Origin of the sequence: Yoonia sp. GPGPB17 (assembly GCF_037892195.1) — a bacterium.
Classification (GTDB): Bacteria; Pseudomonadota; Alphaproteobacteria; order Rhodobacterales; family Rhodobacteraceae; genus Yoonia.
Genome location: NZ_JATACI010000003.1, coordinates 88,311 through 105,988, shown reverse-complemented (window position 1 = coordinate 105,988; position 17,678 = coordinate 88,311). Strand labels below are relative to the sequence as shown.

23 protein-coding genes are annotated in these 17,678 nt (G+C 52.3%); 9 read left to right on the top strand and 14 right to left on the bottom strand.

Going from position 1 to position 17,678, the window contains the following annotated elements; translation table 11 throughout:
• Together QTO30_RS20945 and QTO30_RS20940 are read left to right on the top strand one after the other, a co-directional pair.
• Entirely contained in the window at positions 1-2,652 is a 2,652-nt protein-coding gene (locus QTO30_RS20945) for a conjugal transfer protein TraG N-terminal domain-containing protein (RefSeq protein ID WP_340426102.1), read from the top strand.
• A gap of 28 nt (positions 2,653-2,680) precedes the next feature.
• Entirely contained in the window at positions 2,681-3,256 is a 576-nt protein-coding gene (locus QTO30_RS20940) for a cell wall hydrolase (RefSeq protein WP_340426101.1), read from the top strand.
• A 4-nt stretch (positions 3,257-3,260) separates the two neighbouring features.
• Here QTO30_RS20940 and QTO30_RS20935 read toward each other — a convergent pair whose 3' ends face one another.
• The 8 genes from QTO30_RS20935 to QTO30_RS20900 all read right to left on the bottom strand — a co-directional run bounded on the left by QTO30_RS20935 (position 3,261) and on the right by QTO30_RS20900 (position 8,001).
• Positions 3,261-3,590, bottom strand: a complete 330-nt coding sequence (locus QTO30_RS20935; protein WP_340426100.1) for a hypothetical protein — start codon at positions 3,588-3,590, stop codon at positions 3,261-3,263.
• A 123-nt stretch (positions 3,591-3,713) separates the two neighbouring features.
• Complete coding sequence (locus tag QTO30_RS20930) at positions 3,714-4,055, bottom strand: thermonuclease family protein (RefSeq protein WP_340426173.1); 342 nt, start codon at positions 4,053-4,055, stop codon at positions 3,714-3,716.
• 95 nt (positions 4,056-4,150) lie between these two features.
• Positions 4,151-4,429, bottom strand: a complete 279-nt coding sequence (locus tag QTO30_RS20925; RefSeq protein WP_340426099.1) for a hypothetical protein — start codon at positions 4,427-4,429, stop codon at positions 4,151-4,153.
• A gap of 24 nt (positions 4,430-4,453) precedes the next feature.
• On the bottom strand, positions 4,454-4,717 hold the full coding sequence (locus QTO30_RS20920; protein WP_340426098.1) for a hypothetical protein: 264 nt from the start codon (positions 4,715-4,717) through the stop codon (positions 4,454-4,456).
• Positions 4,718-4,752: 35 nt separating this feature from the next.
• Complete coding sequence (locus QTO30_RS20915; protein ID WP_340426097.1) at positions 4,753-4,962, bottom strand: hypothetical protein; 210 nt, start codon at positions 4,960-4,962, stop codon at positions 4,753-4,755.
• A gap of 824 nt (positions 4,963-5,786) precedes the next feature.
• A complete protein-coding gene (locus QTO30_RS20910) occupies positions 5,787-6,083 on the bottom strand; it encodes a hypothetical protein (RefSeq protein ID WP_340426096.1) in 297 nt (98 codons plus the stop codon).
• Positions 6,084-6,602: 519 nt separating this feature from the next.
• On the bottom strand, positions 6,603-6,806 hold the full coding sequence (locus QTO30_RS20905) for a hypothetical protein (RefSeq protein ID WP_340426095.1): 204 nt from the start codon (positions 6,804-6,806) through the stop codon (positions 6,603-6,605).
• A gap of 112 nt (positions 6,807-6,918) precedes the next feature.
• Complete coding sequence (locus QTO30_RS20900) at positions 6,919-8,001, bottom strand: hypothetical protein (protein WP_340426094.1); 1,083 nt, start codon at positions 7,999-8,001, stop codon at positions 6,919-6,921.
• Positions 8,002-8,238: 237 nt separating this feature from the next.
• Between QTO30_RS20900 and QTO30_RS20895 the strand changes: the two genes are divergently transcribed.
• Positions 8,239-8,502 carry a hypothetical protein gene (locus tag QTO30_RS20895; RefSeq protein ID WP_340426093.1) on the top strand — a complete coding sequence of 88 codons (264 nt, stop codon included), beginning with the start codon at positions 8,239-8,241 and terminating at the stop codon, positions 8,500-8,502.
• On the opposite strand, the gene QTO30_RS20890 is transcribed toward QTO30_RS20895, so the two are convergent.
• The 6 genes from QTO30_RS20890 to QTO30_RS20870 all read right to left on the bottom strand — a co-directional run bounded on the left by QTO30_RS20890 (position 8,499) and on the right by QTO30_RS20870 (position 10,825).
• On the bottom strand, positions 8,499-8,705 hold the full coding sequence (locus QTO30_RS20890; protein ID WP_340426092.1) for a hypothetical protein: 207 nt from the start codon (positions 8,703-8,705) through the stop codon (positions 8,499-8,501). The genes QTO30_RS20895 and QTO30_RS20890 overlap by 4 nt on opposite strands.
• Complete coding sequence (locus QTO30_RS22180; RefSeq protein ID WP_445327200.1) at positions 8,702-9,136, bottom strand: GIY-YIG nuclease family protein; 435 nt, start codon at positions 9,134-9,136, stop codon at positions 8,702-8,704. The genes QTO30_RS20890 and QTO30_RS22180 overlap by 4 nt, the downstream gene beginning before the upstream one ends.
• Before the next feature lie 4 nt (positions 9,137-9,140).
• Positions 9,141-9,449 carry a TSCPD domain-containing protein gene (locus QTO30_RS20885; protein WP_340426091.1) on the bottom strand — a complete coding sequence of 103 codons (309 nt, stop codon included), beginning with the start codon at positions 9,447-9,449 and terminating at the stop codon, positions 9,141-9,143.
• Between the two features lie 73 nt (positions 9,450-9,522).
• Positions 9,523-9,696: a hypothetical protein gene (locus QTO30_RS20880; RefSeq protein WP_340426090.1), complete on the bottom strand. Its 174-nt coding sequence runs from the start codon at positions 9,694-9,696 to the stop codon at positions 9,523-9,525.
• Between the two features lie 2 nt (positions 9,697-9,698).
• Positions 9,699-10,139, bottom strand: coding sequence for a hypothetical protein (locus QTO30_RS20875; RefSeq protein ID WP_340426089.1), 441 nt, complete (start codon positions 10,137-10,139; stop codon positions 9,699-9,701).
• Positions 10,139-10,825, bottom strand: coding sequence for a DsbA family protein (locus QTO30_RS20870; protein ID WP_340426088.1), 687 nt, complete (start codon positions 10,823-10,825; stop codon positions 10,139-10,141). Before QTO30_RS20870 ends, QTO30_RS20875 begins: the two co-directional genes overlap by 1 nt.
• A gap of 88 nt (positions 10,826-10,913) precedes the next feature.
• Here QTO30_RS20870 and QTO30_RS20865 point away from each other — a divergent pair, with 88 nt between their 5' ends.
• The 6 genes from QTO30_RS20865 (at position 10,914) to QTO30_RS20840 (ending at position 17,595) form a co-directional block, all read left to right on the top strand.
• Positions 10,914-11,861: a type IV secretion system DNA-binding domain-containing protein gene (locus QTO30_RS20865; protein ID WP_340426087.1), complete on the top strand. Its 948-nt coding sequence runs from the start codon at positions 10,914-10,916 to the stop codon at positions 11,859-11,861.
• Complete coding sequence (locus QTO30_RS20860; RefSeq protein WP_340426086.1) at positions 11,834-13,231, top strand: type IV secretion system DNA-binding domain-containing protein; 1,398 nt, start codon at positions 11,834-11,836, stop codon at positions 13,229-13,231. Before QTO30_RS20865 ends, QTO30_RS20860 begins: the two co-directional genes overlap by 28 nt.
• A 3-nt stretch (positions 13,232-13,234) precedes the next feature.
• Positions 13,235-14,944: a MobF family relaxase gene (gene mobF / locus QTO30_RS20855; RefSeq protein WP_340426085.1), complete on the top strand. Its 1,710-nt coding sequence runs from the start codon at positions 13,235-13,237 to the stop codon at positions 14,942-14,944.
• Positions 14,945-14,946: 2 nt separating this feature from the next.
• Positions 14,947-16,167: a hypothetical protein gene (locus tag QTO30_RS20850; RefSeq protein ID WP_340426084.1), complete on the top strand. Its 1,221-nt coding sequence runs from the start codon at positions 14,947-14,949 to the stop codon at positions 16,165-16,167.
• Between the two features lie 11 nt (positions 16,168-16,178).
• Positions 16,179-16,736: a hypothetical protein gene (locus QTO30_RS20845; protein ID WP_340426083.1), complete on the top strand. Its 558-nt coding sequence runs from the start codon at positions 16,179-16,181 to the stop codon at positions 16,734-16,736.
• Between the two features lie 532 nt (positions 16,737-17,268).
• Entirely contained in the window at positions 17,269-17,595 is a 327-nt protein-coding gene (locus QTO30_RS20840) for a hypothetical protein (RefSeq protein WP_340426082.1), read from the top strand.
• Positions 17,596-17,678 lie beyond the last annotated feature (83 nt).

Sequence of the window (17,678 nt, the reverse complement as noted above, 5' to 3'; positions counted from 1 at the left end):
ATGCTGGAAATTTACTCAACGGGTGGTGGCGAGTATCTAACCACCACGCTCAACGCCGTTGCTGCGTTCTTCAATACCGGAAATGCTCTGGCGATGGTAAACTTGGCCTTACTGGTAGGGCTAATTGTTCTGGTTTTCCAGCTCGTCTTTGGCGGTGATTTCAAACAAGCGGTCAAGGCATACGTCGTGATAGGCCTTGTTGGCGGTTTGAGTGTCGCTGACAAATCGGACGTCATCATTTTCGACAAGACAAAGGGTCCATTATGGTTTGCGACGGTAGACAATGTACCTACCTCCGTTGCCTATGTTGGCTCGTTCACATCGCGCGTGTCGGATGTTCTGACCACGCAGATGGAAACGCTTTTCTCGCCTCCTACCAACCTCGCCTATCAGCGTCACGGAATGCTATTTGGCGCAACTTTGATGACGAAATCCGCACGCTGGCGTGCCGTTACATCAAGCGTGCACGAAAACCTAACAAACTTCTTTGATCAATGTGTTATCGATGCCGTCGATCTTCGCTACATCTCACCCGAACTTGTGACCCGTTCTGGAAACCTAGAAGCCACCATCACGGCCAACATGCCGGCGTCACTTGCTTACTATGATGTCGTTACACAGACTACGCGGACCTGTGCAGACGGGTGGCCCGATATTGTCGGTCAAATCAATGCTGAGGTGGACGTCGTATTGGGGGCACAAGCGGCGTCGACCTTCCAAGGTGGTGATCCCACTCTTGCCATCAATGACTTGCGGGCGACGATATCCGATTTTGCGACTTTTGCTGGCTATGCGTCTACCGCTGCTGAAGACCACATCAAGCAATCAATGCTGATTGCAGCCTTTGATGACGCAGCAAATCGTGGCATATCCGCAACCGGCAACGCAGCCGCTCTGCAACACCTTCAGTCAGCGCGCGCCGAAGTTCAAACTAGGTCGAGTTATCAGGCGATTGGTTCCAATGCTCTGAGTTGGGTTCCCTACCTCAAGATCGTCTTCGAGAACCTTTACTATGGCGCGTTTCCAATCGCCCTGGCTCTTATGATGACGCCATTCGCTCTCACCGTTGTCCGGGGTTACTTTGGTGGTTTTGTGTGGCTGGCCTCCTGGGAGCCCCTTTCGGCAATTCTTCATTCTTTGATGATGAACGCCTCCGTGGAGCGTTTTCAGACCATTACCTCCGCCTCGACCAGTGGTGCTTACACCGACAGCGTCATGAACTGGGCCAATCACTTTGGGGTCTATTCTATCGGTCAAGATGTCGCCGTGATGGCTGGCTATTTGATGATGTCTGTTCCATTCGTTGCTGCTGCAATCTTCTTTGGCACCCAGAAGATGGTTGGTCTTGCTACGTCGATGTTGGCAGTATCGCAGAGCGCCGCGTCTGAGACCGGTCGCGAAATGGCGACAGGTAATCTCTCTTATGGCAATGCAAGCGTTGGCAACCGTAATTTCCGCAATGTGAGCATGGATAACTACGCGCGGAACAACGTCTCCTATGACAACACTTCAGCCAATCGTAATGTCACCTCTCCATTCACAGATACGGGACGCTCAAGTTATTATGGGCAGGATGGTTCTCTGATTACCACGAACGCGAATGGATCTGTTGGCATTGATGGCGGTAGTTCTCGGGTGAACACGGCCGCAAATCTGTCCATCGGTCAGAGCGTCGTTTCATCTCTACGTGATACTGCAACCGGTTTGCGCGAGACAGGAAGCAACTTGCGCCAGACTTTTGAGCGATCCGTGTCGGAACTTTCTTCGAACACCAGCTCGTTCATGCAATCCATCACGACTGGTGAGGCCTGGTCAACCGGTACTGGCGTCAACACGAGTTCGGAAGAAAGGGCGTCTTTGACCGAATCTATGGAAGTCCTAGATCGCTTCGCCGAAACTCACGCCATATCCCGTCAAACAGCTATCCAGGTTGGTACGTATGCAAGCGCAGGTATTGGATGGGGCGGGTTGTCAGCCGGTGTGCGTGCCAGCCTCGAAAGACAAGGTGTGTCAGCTGAGAACTATTCATCAATTACCGAAGCGAGCCGCCGTCAAGGCATCGATAACGCCATAAGTAATCTTTCTCGCGCTTCTGAATCCGCCAGTCACACCGAGAGTGGTAATTTGAACACGACCGGCGACAACGGTTTCAGGGACACAGTTGACGATATTGAACGTCAAGGCCGCACTGCAGACAATTACTTTCGAACCGCCAACAGCTACAGTGAGGCTGCCGATCGTGCGCAAAGCGACTTTTACGACAGTCGTCTTGATGTCTCCGGTGCTTTTGCGAGCTGGATGATCGACGACAAAGGCATGAATGCTGGTCAAGTCGCTGAGTTGATGAACGGTCGCACTGACAATCCCCGTTTGGCTCAGCTCCGGGGCGAATTCTCCGCGCGCTACATTGACGAGATGGTGAAGCCACAAATTCAAGGTGATTTAAGTGGATCCGTTGGTACACCAGCAGATCCGGGTCATGGCGATCTTCCCGTGCCTGGTTTCCCATATAATCACATGATGCCGGAACATGCTCCACTTGCAGAACGATCAGTGGCTGCAGAAACCGAAATTCTCTATCAGTCAGGTAAAATTGATGACGTTGGGACCGGTGCCGTCGGAATCGAAGGTCGAGCGTCCAACATTGCTTAAACCGCAACGCGCAAGCTAACACCAACTCTTGGGCCAATGGTGCCGAAGCGAACTGATTGACAGAGCTCCTGGGGGCGAGTTAGTCCAAGACGGCAATAGAGTTGAGTGGCGGCCGTCCGCCGCAAATGCACCTAACTCTATCAGCCTCGATGCTGGTGATCGTGACTTGGTCATTCGCACCATTGCAGCTGAAGCAGGTTCAGAAACCCGTCAAGGCCAGGTCGCAGTTGCTTCAGTCATTCGCAATCGAGTGAACGACGATCGTCATCCCAATGATGCGTCCGCCGTTGTCTTTGCTCCCAACCAGTTTTCCGCGTGGAACACGGACGGGACCGGCAACAACATTGGACGGGACCTTCGGACCGATTCAGAGCTTTACCGCCAAATCGGTGACGTTGTTGATGACGTTTTCTCAGGCAATGCTATCGATCCTACAGGTGGCGCAACACACTACTATAGCCCGGCCGGAATGCAGGATTATGTGAATAACGGTCATCAAAGCAATCTGGAGCCGACTTGGCAGAAAGCCACCGAGGCTGAAAGCGGCGGGACAGTCGATATTGGCAACCATGTCTTCTCTGGTCGCACCGTAGATGAGCGCTGAGCGCTCATCTATTCATTTCGTGATAGTTTCTGTTGTGGCTTTCCCGCATCCACTCGTAAGCACCACTCTGATTAGACCGGTCAAGTTCATCAAGATCTATGCCAGCAGACCCTCGGCTAGGAAACGTCTTGGTGCGGCCAAAACCACCATGAAAGATGCCGTATCCTAAGACGGCAAAGAATGCACTCACCATGCATACGAAAACGATCAGGTTGCTGTCGCCGCCCAATGCAACTCCGTTCTCATACGCCCAAAAGGCATATGGAGCCAGGGCGCCCAACAAAGCTCCCAAGATGCCGCGACGGCGAGTATTATGGATCACAGAATGCAACATGTGTTCATCATATCAGACATTCGACCTCCTTTCTACTTCAGGACGAACCGTTCAATGCGAAGTGTCCTTTTTGCCTGCCTTGACGATTTCTTCGCAAGTGCCCTTGGTGTTGTCGTCGGCAACCTAGCAGTATCTTGCCCTTGTCAGTCTCGACTTGGCCGCCGGCGTTTCGAGATGCGCATATCGACCGCCTGAGTATCTTTCGCAGTCGAGCGCATATCCCGCGGCAATGACGGCCGCCCCAACGTCTTCACCGTCGGCAAAGCAAATCCCTACCCAACGGTCATGAGTTTTCTCCCCGTTGAGATCACACACTACCACCTTATCTCGCAGGAAATTTACCATCCATCGGCGGGAATCCTGCCCCGCCCGAGTAGCCAACTCAGGTGCGTCTATCCCATTCAGTCTGACCGGCGTTCCATTCACAACGATTGTGTCTGCATCACGGACTCTCACTTCCGACATCGCTCCGGTTGCCCAGAAAACCGTTGAGATGCAAAACATCCTTGCCAGCACATGCCAATGTTTGGATCGAGGTTCATTATCCGCTGGCTGTTGCTTCATACATCATCACTATTGCCAACACGTCTCTTAAACGTCAGCTGCAGCCACCCAGCGGCTAGAATTAGAAAAGCACCCACCAATGATAGTAAAATTGCTACAGCCAAGATGACACCAAGAAGCAGCTGAGAGCTTACAATGAGAGCTGCCCCTACTATTAACAGGGTGTTGGTCATTTCCGCGAGTTGGGCTCTAACCTTGATGCCTTGTGCTATTTCGAATGCACGAATTGGTTTTTTCCAAAGAATCATGAAGTAATCGCTATCGAACAGCCTCATTGATCTACACCTTTCTTTGAGAAATCATCCATACCAACCGTGTAGCCCATCCCAAAGCCAGTTCAACATTCGACCCGCTTCCAGGTACTCAGCCTCGCCCTCGTAGAACCCCGTCAGTGCAGCTGTCATTGCTGTAATCCCCCCAAGGTCACCCAACACTTCTCCAGCGCGCCTAACCCTAACGTAATCCGGATCACCTTCGCTGATCTCCCCAATTTCCTTTCCGGTCGCCACCCATGCTTCATAAGCATCTCTGGCTTCGCAAACTGCGCGCGCGAAGTCGCTCATCTTTTTTTGATCCATTGTTGTACCTTGTTCCTAGCTTACGTTGTCAAACCAGCGGCCCGTTGTGCATGACCCATAGCCACAGCAACTTCATTTATGTCGTTTTCGCAAGCGGCTAACACCGACTGCCTGACAGCCTCAATATCGACCTCGCCTGTCTGCGCAATCTGAGCCAATACAAAGCCTTGGGCCATAATTGCTAGGCTAGCTTCATCCAAGTTTTTGATCTTATATTTTTGATCTATCATCTTTCTCTCCTTCACTGATAGTCGGAATCCCACCATTGGGGGATGTGACGGTCTTCACAAGTTGCATCTGTAGGATGTCTCAAACCTTTGACTCGATGCGACGAAATTTACACCTTCATTCATGGCGCGGCGTCTCGCCATACTGGCCTAAACGTCACATATTTTTGACCCAGACCCGACACCGACTGTCCAGTTGGTAGTCAACGCGCTGCCAACAAACTCTGCATTCTCGGTCACTAGAGGAATGTTGCGTTCACAACCCGCAAACGCGTGTCCTTAGCCGCAGTCGGCACGTTTGTTGAAAAACTTCATTGATCAATGAACTGCATTGCAAACCCCGCTAGCAAGAGAGCTGGCCCAAGATTCGCAAGCAAGTTCGCGGTTCTCCGGCTGAAGGTCCGCCTCCATGCCAACCACCGGTCCCACAGCGATGGTCTCGCGTCTGGCTCAGGCAGTGGCGGAAGATCCGCAAAACTATTGAGATTTGGTCGAGTCGCAAATTCAACCCAAAGGACAATCACACCTATGGCTTCAATTAACAAACCCCACTGCGTTAACGTCATCATCTGTCAGCACCATTTTGCGAACTATTGATCCGACGAACCTCTGACAAGATTGCTGCTAGAGCTAGGAATATAAGAGAAAATACAGCGATCGAAATATTAAGGTCTAGATCTCGGCCAGGGCCTGCGTATCGGAGTGCAGTTGCGTCATCAGCGAAGATTTTGATTGCTGCATTGGACCCAGCGATCACTAGCCCACAACATCCAACGATCCGGAGTATGATAACCATTAATCCGCCCCTCGTTCAGAAGTCGTCAAATTCACTGACACATTCCCCAGTATGATCCCCCATCAGCCACCACAAGGAGCGGTTTGTCCGGACCTTCGACGTATTCCGCTACCTCGTAGTATCTGATGTTGCCACCTTGACCACTATCGGCGATTACTTTGAAGCTCCAATCTGATGACCCAGAGTTCAAAATCATGATATGATTGAAGCTGGTATTTCCCAAGCTAGAGTGAATGACCCGCCCCGTTTCTCGGTCAATCGTCATGGCTGTACGCTGCGCGTCCATAAAACGCATCTCCGCAACGGCATCACCCAAATGATCAGGCACATGAGATCCTTCAATGCTGCAAATATAGCTTGTTGAGCCAGCGAATGCTCCACCAACATTCAATGATCCAAGTAACGCAGTTGCTATGACTATCGTTCTCGCGATCCTCACGTCTTTGTATCGGCTCATCGAACGCGCCAGCCAAATTCTTGCCGTGTGTGGATGGTTACTTCGCAGTTACCCCCACCCCGCAAAACATGCTTTTCCGGCCGGTATCGCCGAAGCAACGGATCTTTATGTGATCGATCACGATGTCCTCTAGGCCATCATCATTAACGTCAGCCCGGACAACATCCGTGAAGTCAATTTCGCCTCTCGCTCCGCTGCAAGCCCTTGTCAATGTAAGCGCAATCAACCTTTCTTCGTCAGTTGCGCCGCTATTCGATAGTATCGCCTCTTGAGCGAAAGCCAGTGGAGTCCAACAGATGAATGTCAGCATCCACAACGTTGTTTGCAATATGGGCTTACGATCATCGAACTGCATCCTTCTCGCAGTCAACCTACGCCGAGCGGCCCCACTCATATCGTACCGACCATGAAGCCAATTAGCCCTCCGACAATCATCGCAACACCAACCCACAACGCCAGTTGTCCACCGATATGGGATCTGTGCCAGTGATTGACCCCTTCGATCTGGTCATCAGTCAAACCTTGCGACTTCAGGAAGTCATAGGCTTGTTTCTCATCGTTTTTTGTAAAGTATGTTCCGTGGGCCCATGGCATCGATGTTTGTCCTTCATTTGCTTACACTTACAACCAGTCTGTATGACCATTACATCAATACTCGCAGCCCTGATTAAGATTTGTCTTCACCAATCATTCGCTATGGCGATCTTCAACGCATCGCTTCGAACGCCAGCAAAACTTCGCGTATTGCCCGCTTATCTGAAGCCGATAAATTCACATCACGATGATATTGCTGACCGCGGAATCGCAGTGAAGCTTCATCAGCATTCGCCAAAGAACGGAGCACTTCCAGTTGGTAGTCGTCCGGAGCAACGTCCATCCACTCCCAAATCGTTGAGTTGTTGTCTCTTTCGAACACCCCAGCAACCAACGGCTCTGATACGCCGTCATGATATGCTGTTACCTCGTTGACGAACAGCCAACTGGATGCCGCATACTGGACCCTCATCCGAAGCCACGGCCTTCCCGAATTTACTTCGTCGCCCAGACCTCGACGTCCTATATAGAGATATGCTGTAGACCGGCTGTTGGTGTATCTGGGTTTGTTCGGGTGCTGATACCATGTAATGCGGTCAACGCGGTCCTCATTCACATTCAGCCGCGTAATCGCTGCTATTTGCGCTTCTTCCCGTTCGCGTCTGGCGCGATCGGCCGCTTCCTGCCGTTTTGTTTCGTAGAACTCGATCTTTTCAGCATAGCTCTCGTTGTCTGGACGTAGATCAGCCAGATTGCGATATCTGGTTAGATTTCCCTCAATGTCAGATACCGGCAATGGCCGGACCTGATCCAACATTCGGCTTTCCAATGCATCTTTGATTGTGTCGGTGACTACATTTTCAGATTCTAGCTGCGCAATCGCCGTCTTGGTCTGCCGCCATGAGCTCAGAGTGCCAGCGTCAAACAACGCCAATATGTCTTGAACCTCACTTTCTGTAGGTACTCGGGGTTCCGTTGGCATGTCATCTACCCGAGATGACGTTGTGACAACCACTGCGTCTGGCTCTTCCTCAAGTTCAACCACGACATCCGCATCATCTTCCTGTTCATTGACCACCACATCGGGTGCCGCTTCTTGGTTTTCTGGGCTGGGCGCAGATATTCCAACGACAACGAACGAGCCTACGAGAACTGCTAACGCCATCTTCCGAGAGGGATACGGCTTGAACGGGTAAATCACGGCCACAAAAGAGACGATCGTCACGAGAGCGGCGATTGATGCAATTACTTCCAATGAAAACCTCAAATACAGTTTGATCAGCGTGCTTCAGAGTCATTCAAACTGTTAGACAAAGAATATGGCCGGATAATGAAACAAAAAATTATGGAATTCTATTCGGACGATTTGTGCCAGTTGATGAAGTAAAGGTCAAAGTTATCTGACTGACATCTAGTAGCATCCACTCACTTTCAACATACGACCAAGTCAAAAAATACTGGAACAAACATAGAACGTGTGCAACGTGGCAGTATGCCATACGAACCTGTCACCCTCGGCTTCAAGTTTGCGATCCGCCTGAAACAGCTTACGGCGCGTGACGTTCTGGTCGTCACCTGCCCTGCCTGTCACAAGTCGTACTACGTTGCGCCACACATTCTTTTGGAGCGCTATCATGAACATCGGCCGATCGAGAGCTTCGCGAGCGATTTCGTTTGCAAACGATGCGGCAATCGTCACGACATGTCCTGGCGGATTGATCGTGCAGTTGGACCTGAGTTTCCACGTTCAGCCTAGCTGTCAGGAATCGCACGTTGTTTTAGGATCTCAGATGCTGGCCAGAGAACTTCGCCACTTGATGCCGATATCATTTTGATCCCGAGGAGCGATATGATTGGTGTCTGTTCCAGCCGCGTGATCCCGTAGAGAACGCCTGATCTATGTTCGTCAGAAAAGACTTCTTCTCGTCCGTCCTCGAAGATGACCTTAAAGGTGGTCATGAAAGCTGCTTTGTCGCAAATGTTCGGATCTTGCTACTACCGCCCCAAGAAAGCTTCAAACGTGCTTCGAATTGCACCTCATTCGCAGTTCGCAGGATCCTGGCCGCAATGTCCTCTATGGTTTCTCTCCGACGCAAGATGAACCATTCTGTTCCTCGACGGTCGCGACGTCCGAACCATCGACCTGCTAGTCCTTTCAGCGTCCTTTGCTCCGTCACATATGCATGCGGCATCGATACAGTGAACACGATGCGTAGACCTCCATCAACCAGGCCCTTTAGTTCGTTTCGACGGGTGTCTGTCTTTCGTTGAGTGAACCCCACCTTGAATAAAGCGGGTTCTGATCGGGACTGAAGCAAATAGACTGTCCCCCACCCTCTCGTCCTAAACCAAGGGATGTAGTTTTTTCGATGCCGCCTTCGCTTTCTCATAGTATCAAGCCCATTTTGGCGGTTTCGAGAGTTCATTCACGATCAGCCCGGATATGCTCGCGAATGACAGCGTTCCGTCAGGGTTTTCCTTGCGTGCCAGCGATTTCGCCACCTCGTTTGGTTTCATCCCGTACTGCAGCAGAAGCGAAAACAGCACGCAAAAATCCTGCACCTGAAACTCAAGCATCGATCCGGACTTGAACCCTGACGAATAGAAGACCTCTCTTGGTTCATCCGGTTGGTCCGGATCGTATCCCACTGACAGGTACACCGTTTGGCCGACGTCTGTCTCAACCTTGCGAGTTTCTGTCAATCTCCTATCCGGCAGTCTTTTGCGTACCTTCTTTGGCCCCATCTTTTTAGATCCCATGTTGTTGAGGTGGACGTCAGAGCGTCGCTTTCGCTCTTTGGTTCATGATCATATAAAGCCAGAACGCTTCCTGCTTGGCCGTTGCCGGGTCCTGCTCCACCAACTGCGCCACAGATCTCTTCAGCCAGTCGGATACATGATCCGACGCAAGTACCTGCTCCACTGATGGCACTTCAAATGGACCCAACACCGTTAGCAGCCCTTTTCGACGTATGCGCGTTGCAACTCCGCGGAGCGCTGTAGTAGCGCCAGGGAGTCCGTCACATTTGCGATGGACCCTTGTCCCTGCTCTGCCCTACGCACTGCATCTACTCCCTGTGCGGTGGCAGACGCCGCTCGTATACCGTTGAGGCCGCCCTGCGCGCCTGCTCCAAGAACGGCTGTAAGCCCAACACCAACAACGGCATCGGTTAGCGCATTGGCGCGTGCTGCACGCTGCTGTTCTGCCTCAAGCTCCCTTACTCTGACGGTGATATTGTTGCTCCTCGTCGCCAGCTCGTTGCAGCTGAGGGCAAGTGTAGATGCATCGCTTGTTCGTTGGCCGACTGTCGGCAATGACTGGACAGTCGGCTGTTGGGTGTTCATGCAACCTGCCAATGTCGCGGCGGAAATCAGTAGAATTGTAAGTCTCATCAGGATTCGTCCTTTTCTGTGTCGAGAATTTCCACAAGCTCTTCGGGATTCAGCATGCCATCATAGATCTGATCCCGCCCAACGAACGTTGGTGTGCCTCTGATCCCTAGGGTTGCTGCAAGCCGTTGGTTTCGAAGGATCTCAGCAGCCACATCGTTGGACTCCGCCTCAACGGCAATGGCCTCGGCGTCGTATCCAAGGCTCGCTGCTAGTCTAACTGCGCTTGCTGTGTCACCTACCCGGCCTGCCGCGTCAAAAACCGCATAATGGAAGCGTAGATATGCTTCTTCGCCAGCCACGTTCCGAACGGCGATCGATACCTTAGCGATATCATTTGACGCCTCGCCCAAAATAGGAAATTCAATCAATCGAACGCTGTCTGTCATTTCGTGAGGTAGGGTCTGCATCTGTGACGCGCTTTGCGCACAATACCCACAGCGGTAGTCAAAGAACTCCACAAGCCGGATCTCTGGGTCGTCCCCAAACAGCTGCTCGGCTACCTCCGCGATCTGACGCCTTTCAACTTCCGTTGCTGCCAATTCTCGCTCAGCCTCCAACCTTTGGATCGCGAGCAATACTACCTCTGGGTTATTCAGTATTGCCTCGATGACCCGCTGATCAAAGTCATCTTCCGCCGCAAGTGGCGATCCGGCCAGCAATACACTTGCAAAAACCAAAGCACGCATTTTTTCATCCCTTAATAGTGTAAAAACTTTTCTCTAACACTTTTATGGACTAGTCTAGCCACAAATACATCAATTTTTTGGGGATTTGATGATGGCCAAGACAGTAAGCTCAGCTTCAACACTCATCCGTGGCGGTCAAACGGCACAGCATTGGTGGCGGATGGGATGGCAGGTTCTCCGGTTTGCGACTGTCGTCGGCGCGTTGATCTACGTCTGTAGCTTCGTTTACTTGGTTGCCCGCACATACAACCCCAGCGAGATGCGCATCGCTTTCTACTATGAAATGGCAGAACGCGGTGTCGTCGGACAAAACGGCTTCGACCAGCTCTACACCTTCAAAGACCTCACAGGAGACACCATCACCGTTCCAGCCGTGCAGATTTATCGTAACACTGAATATCGACGCATCCGTGACGGGTTCTTTTATACTTTCCATAGCTCGGCCAGGCTCGCAGGCATTCCTGCCGTGCTCTTGGGGCTGCTTTCCTTGCTTATCTTTATAAAGACAGGAAACCGCATCCAGGAGGATGAATTCGTTCGCGGCGCTCGCCTAGTCTCTGCTTCTCAGCTCAAAGGCTGGAGTGCTCTCAAATGGCGCAAATACAAGAAAAAGCACAAGGGACGGAAAACAGCCAAACCCTTGACGATTGCTGGCATTCCATTTCCCCCAGACGCCGTCGAAGCCCAGACGATGCTGAATGGTACCGTCGGTGTCGGTAAAACCAATGCCATGATTGAGATGCTTTCCATCATCCGAGAGAATGGTGGGAAGGCCATTATCTATGATCGGATGGGTGGCTTCGTTTCTCGCTTCTACGATGAAAGCACAGACTATCTCATCAACCCGTTTGATGATCGCTCATCATCCTGGAACCCATTCGATGATGTTCTCGATGCGGCGTCTTTTACCCAACTTGGCGAAGTCATGATCCCAGAACATCGCGGCGCTGCAAGCGACCCTTTTGGTCACAGGCGGCGCGCATCGTCTTCGATTACGCTGCGCGGGAATTGTACAAAACAAAGCGTCGTACCGTAAAATCACTTATCCAGCACTTGCTGCATCTCGACTCAGAGGTTCTGGCGAAACTCATTGCCGGAACGCCTGGCTCCCACTTTTTCAACGAAGACATTGTCAAGACGGCCCAAAGTATTCGCGCAAACCTGATTTCTGAACTGCGTTTTCTTGAATATCTCAGGGACGATGCTGAGGCCTTTTCGATCCGAGAGTGGATGAAATCAGATGAGCCGTCTTTCCTTTTCCTAACTGGTGATGCTGAGCATGCGGCTGCAACGCGCAACATCATTTCCACGATGCTCGAAATCTCTGCCAACGCTTTGATGGGGATGGGGCCTGCAAGCGAGCCACGCTGTTACTTCTTCATGGATGAGGTCCCTACCCTCAACCGTCTTCCCTTCCTGATCAGCTCACTTGCTGAAATCCGTCAGTTTGGTGGCGCTTTCGTCCTCGGTTATCAGGTCTATAGTCAGCTTGAAGATATCTACGGCCGCGAAGCTGCTCAAACCATTTCCGGTACCGTTAACAACCGGATCGTCTTCAACACCCCGGACTTTCGCACGGCAAAGCTCTGCTCAGAAATGCTAGGCAACCAGGACAAGTGGGAGTCGAACACAAACATCAGCGTCGGTGCGCACGAAGCACGTGATGGCGTCGGCTTCACCCAGCAACGTGTCGAACGCGCAATCATCACACCTGCGGAGATACAAAGCCTTCCTCAACACCGTGCCGCAGTCAAATTCGCCTACGACTCTCCAACTGCGGTTGTAGATATGAAACAAGTCTTTGTGGATGAAACACAGCCGCGGTTCTTGCCTTACATGGGTAGCGCGTCTGGTTTTGCGGAATATGTTGAACCAAAGGCCAAGTCTCCGAAAGAAGATCCGGCAAAGACTGTCGAGATTGTTCGGGCTTTTCATCAATGGTGTGGTTGGCGCTTTCACTGCGACGCCAGCGAATTTCCCTCGGATGCGACCGAGCCGTGCGCCGCATACAAAGTCTACTTTGATCATTTCAAGAGCTGCTTAAATGCTGGAACCCACCCTGAAAACATCCATCCCGTCGTCGCTTTGGGTGATGGGCTGGCGAGGAACGCACCCATTTGTCCCAAGAGCGATGAAGATGATATTTCAGGGACAGACAATGGCGTCTACGAAGACGTTATAAGAACGGAAGGACCAATTCCGCCGCGTTACGACGGCCCTGAATTCGACCAGCCACCTGTTGAAATCAACCTATTCAATCACACTGAACCTTCTTCCGATGCAGACCCTATCCCGGAACCAGAACCAGGCCCCGTCGATCCCAAAGCCTCACCCCCAGCGGAAACGCCCCAACCCAAATTGCCATTGCCGAGTGGCTGGTCACCTGACGCACCATCGGGGGCTTGATCGATGCTTTCGATGTCGAACGTATCCTCTGGTCATGCGTCCAGCGGATACTACAAAGCCGAAGGCTACTATTTAGAAGGCAGCAACGATGCCGAGAAATCATCACAGTTTTATGGCAAAGCTGCTGAAGAAGCTGGCCTGACAGACTCTTTCTCGGATGACCGCTTCACCGCCATTCTGGATGGCCAAACACCAGATGGTAGGATGTTAGGCCGGTTCCGTGATGGCGAGCGCGAACACAGACCCGGAATAGACCTCACTTTTTCAGCACCCAAGGCCGTTTCTATTGCAGCCCTTGTAGGTGGCGATACGCGAATTCTGAAAGCGCACACCGATGCTGTCAAAGTTGCCTTGGACTATGCTGAGGCAAATCTTGTTCAAACACGAAAATACGTGAACGGACAGATCCAAACAGAAAAAGGCGGCAAGATCATTGCTGGCCTCTTCCAGCATGACACATCTCGCGCTCTCGATCCGCAGCTACATACTCATGCTGTCATAGCGAACATGGTTAAAGACAGCACCGGCACGTTTCGATCCCTGTCAAATGAAGCCCTCTACAACGGAAAGATGCTCCTGGGTCAGATCTATCGGTCTTCTCTGGCGGAGAACCTGCAAGATCTTGGTTACGAAACCAAAGCCTTAGATAAAGGCCTTTTCGATATCAAAGGCGTTCCTCAAGAGCTCGTCGACACCTTCTCAAAACGTCGCGAAGAGATCGAACAAGCTCTCAAGGACAAAAGTTACGAGCCCACCGCTGTCGCCAGCTCCCTCGCGGCGCTGGCAACCCGATCGGCAAAGAAACCGGTTCAACGCTCTGAACTTCGCGCGGCATGGTCCGCCGAAGTTAAATCTCTCAACGTTGATCTTCAACAAGCACTTCGTGATGCGTCGAATCATGAGCAACCCTCATCTACCGTGAGGGAGAAATCCGCAGGCGATGCCGTCGACTTTGCGATAGCTCATCACTCTGAACGTGAGGCAGTCTATTCGGAGCGGGATCTTCTGATGACGGCTATGAAGTTTGCGCCAGGCGTGACTCAAAGAGCTGCTGCATCAGAACTGAAGGAATATGTCAAAGATCGCATCCTCTACCCTGTCGATCTAAAAGAGGGCCGTTTCTACACAGATGTCGAGAACATACGTCTGGAAACGGAAAACAAGGATCTGATGCGAGCCGGGATGCGGCGTGATGTTGTTGATCTTCGTAACACTATGGAACGGGCTACGCGACGCAGATCTGACGCTGTTATTTCACGAAAACTAGATCGCACAACACTCACTGATGGCCAGAAAGAGGCCGCCGGCATGGTGCTTTCGTCAACGTCGTATCTGACTGCGGTTCAAGGCTACGCCGGGGCAGGCAAAACTTACATGCTGGAAACTGCTCTTCGGATGGCGCAGGCGCGTGGATACGAGATTGAAGGCTTGGCCCCATCGCATAAAGCCGTCACAGCGCTCAACGATGCCTTACCCGTCGCGTCCACGGTAGAGAGCGCACTTGTGCGGCACGAAAACGGCGCCAACCTGGGTGACAAATCCAAAACCATTCTCGCGGTTGATGAGGCCTCGATGCTGTCGTCAGACTCAATGAACCGTGTCCTCAAGATGGCGTCTGCCCAAGGCTATGCCAAAGTCGTTCTCATCGGTGACGTTAAGCAGCTGGAAGCCGTTGGCGCCGGATCTGCCTTCCGCGCCCTTCAGGATGCTTAAGCATGCCAACCGCTTCTATGACTGACATTCAACGGCAACGGACTGATGAGGGCCGCTCTGTCGTCCTATCGGCCATCGCAGGTGACATCAAAACGGCAATGGCTGGCGTCAATCAACTGACAGAGGTTGGTGGCGGTAAACTGGCTGACGTTCGCGATCAAGTCGCGACTGCTATGGCTGATACCTACATGGCGATGACGCCAGAACAACGCTCCGCCACCGGCCTGATCGTTCTCACCAACGCCCTGCGGAAGGATGTAAATGAACAGATCCAGGGTCAGCTTCGCAGTGCCAACCTCATTGGCGAAGACGCTGTGAAAGTCACATCGCTTTTGCCCCGCAATTTCAGCCAGGCTGAAGCTAGAGAGGTCGGGAGTTACAAGGTTGGTGATATCGTAGTTTCGCCTGTCGCCTCGTCCCAATCTCCGATGATGGCAAACGTTCTTTATACGGTGACCAGTGTCTCTCGCGATGATCAAAAACTGGCCCTTCAATCCCCCGACAATGACATCGTCTCACTCAGTCTTGCGCATGGCAGTTCGGATGCCCGAAAGCTCGCCGTGTTCTCGGCCGACAAGCAGGACTTCCATGTTGGTGACGCGGTCAAGTTCAAGATCACGGACCGCGAACATGGCATCTTCAACTCAGCTGAAGGACACATCAAATCCGTCAGTAGAGACTCGTTCTCTATTGTCACGAAGGACGGTGATGAACGTCCTATTCCTACGGACAGCTTGGCCGCCCGAGGCATGCAGTTGGCCTACGCATCCACGGCCCATGACTTCCAGGGAAGTACCGTGGATCGGGTTCTCTTGGCGATGTCTTCAGCTGAACAACTCACCACTCAGAAGAGCTTCTATGTCTCGCTGTCTCGGATGCGCGATACGATCCACTTGGTGACCGATCGTGTGGACAAACTTGCTGCCACAATCGCTGACCAAACCGGCGAACGCATGAACGCTTTGGAGGCGCTAGCCGCCCAACGCGACGAAGCAAAACCGGATGCTAAATCACCCCACAAAGAACGAGACGAAACTGGCAAAAACGAGCGCGATATTCAGGTCGAAAAACGCGACAAAAAGCAGCCTGAGAAACACACCGAAAAAGAGCCCAAAGATCAGGACCAGGATGACAAGTCGAAGGACGCTCAAATGAGCTTCGCTGATCGCCTGATCGCCAGCATGAACCAAGACCAAAAACAGCGTGACGAACGCTCTCGATAGGAGACCCATCAATGCCTAGTGACACGAAATCTGGATACCGTATCAAGCTCGGTCCCGTTGCGACTGACCTACTTGACCGACAGCCAGAACAAACCCCTGCGGCGCTCGATCTTGAGATCGCACGCCTGCTACAGACAACTGATCGCGTCGCTCATCTTGAAGCTCAAGCGGTCTCAAATGCGGATACTGTTTCACGTTTGGTAGAGATCAATAGCGCGTTCTCCGCCGCTCTTGGATCAACTTCCACGTCCGTCACACACCTCACTGACATGCTCGACCACCGCACCCGCGAGTTCGAAAAGCTGCTCATCCATATCAGCACCATGGTCGGCAGTCACCTTAGCGATGGCGACGAACGCGATCGCCTCCATACCCGTCTACAGGAAATTGAAAAAGATCTGGGCAAACAGATGTCCGCCCTTTCGTCGCTCGTGCAGGACCAGAACAAGTCCCGCCAGGTTCAGGTCCAAAACGCCATTGGTCGCGCTGAAGAGGAGCGACTGACAATCGCAGAACAAGAGACGGTCCTTACCAAACCCCAACACGAACGCGCAGGAACGGAGCGATAAAATGACCTTGCAGACCTTTCAGAATCCCCCAAATCGGTGCCATATCGTGCCATATGGCCTGCCACACCGTGCCACAACCGTGGCACAGAATGGCACGCAAAACCCTAAATCACTGATAACATACAATAAAAATAGACTGTACCACATAAATGCACCGTTTTCTGCTCAAAAACCCCTTATTTTATTGAGCGAAACGCCCCTGCAGCTTCAGCTGCGTCAGGTGTGTCTTTCTGATCGGTCCAAAGGGCCGAAACCTCTTCTGCTCTTGCGATTCATTTGCAACTGGTGGTCGGATGCTTACACAATCGCGCGACGGTTTGGGACTGCCGCTCAGCTGGTGGTAATCACTGCGGCCCTTGCCTCACCTCTCTCGGCTGAAGGCTGGACACCTGTTTCCAGCGGTGTTGGCTGGTCATCAGCTGACAGGTTCTCGCCTGCTTCTGCGACCGCGGCCTCGCCTTCCACTGCGCATGAGGCAACGCGCCGGGTTGTCCCTTTCGTGCGTGCTGTCCAGCAAAGCCAAGGTCCACAGATGGACCGACTGCTGACACTGATCAGCCAAGCGGAAAGTCCGGTCCATGGATATGACAGTGTGCATCATGGCGCGACGATACGTCCGCCGAAGCGACCCAGTCAGATGACCATCTCCGAGATTGTCGCATGGGTCCGTGCCACGCCTGGACAACCCCATGCTATCGGTCGCAACCAGATCATTCCCGCGACATTCAATCGGGTGGTCCGCGCATTGGGTCTCTCTGGCGGCACGCTCTATGACCGCCGGACACAAGACATGATGGGCCGCTACCTGGTCGAAGAGGCTTACTTACTCCGACTTCATCAACGGACGCATCACCCGTGATCGGTTCATGGACCAGCTGGCAAAAGTCTGGGCTGGTCTACCGCTGGCGAATGGCCGGTCTCACTACCACGGATATGCCGGTA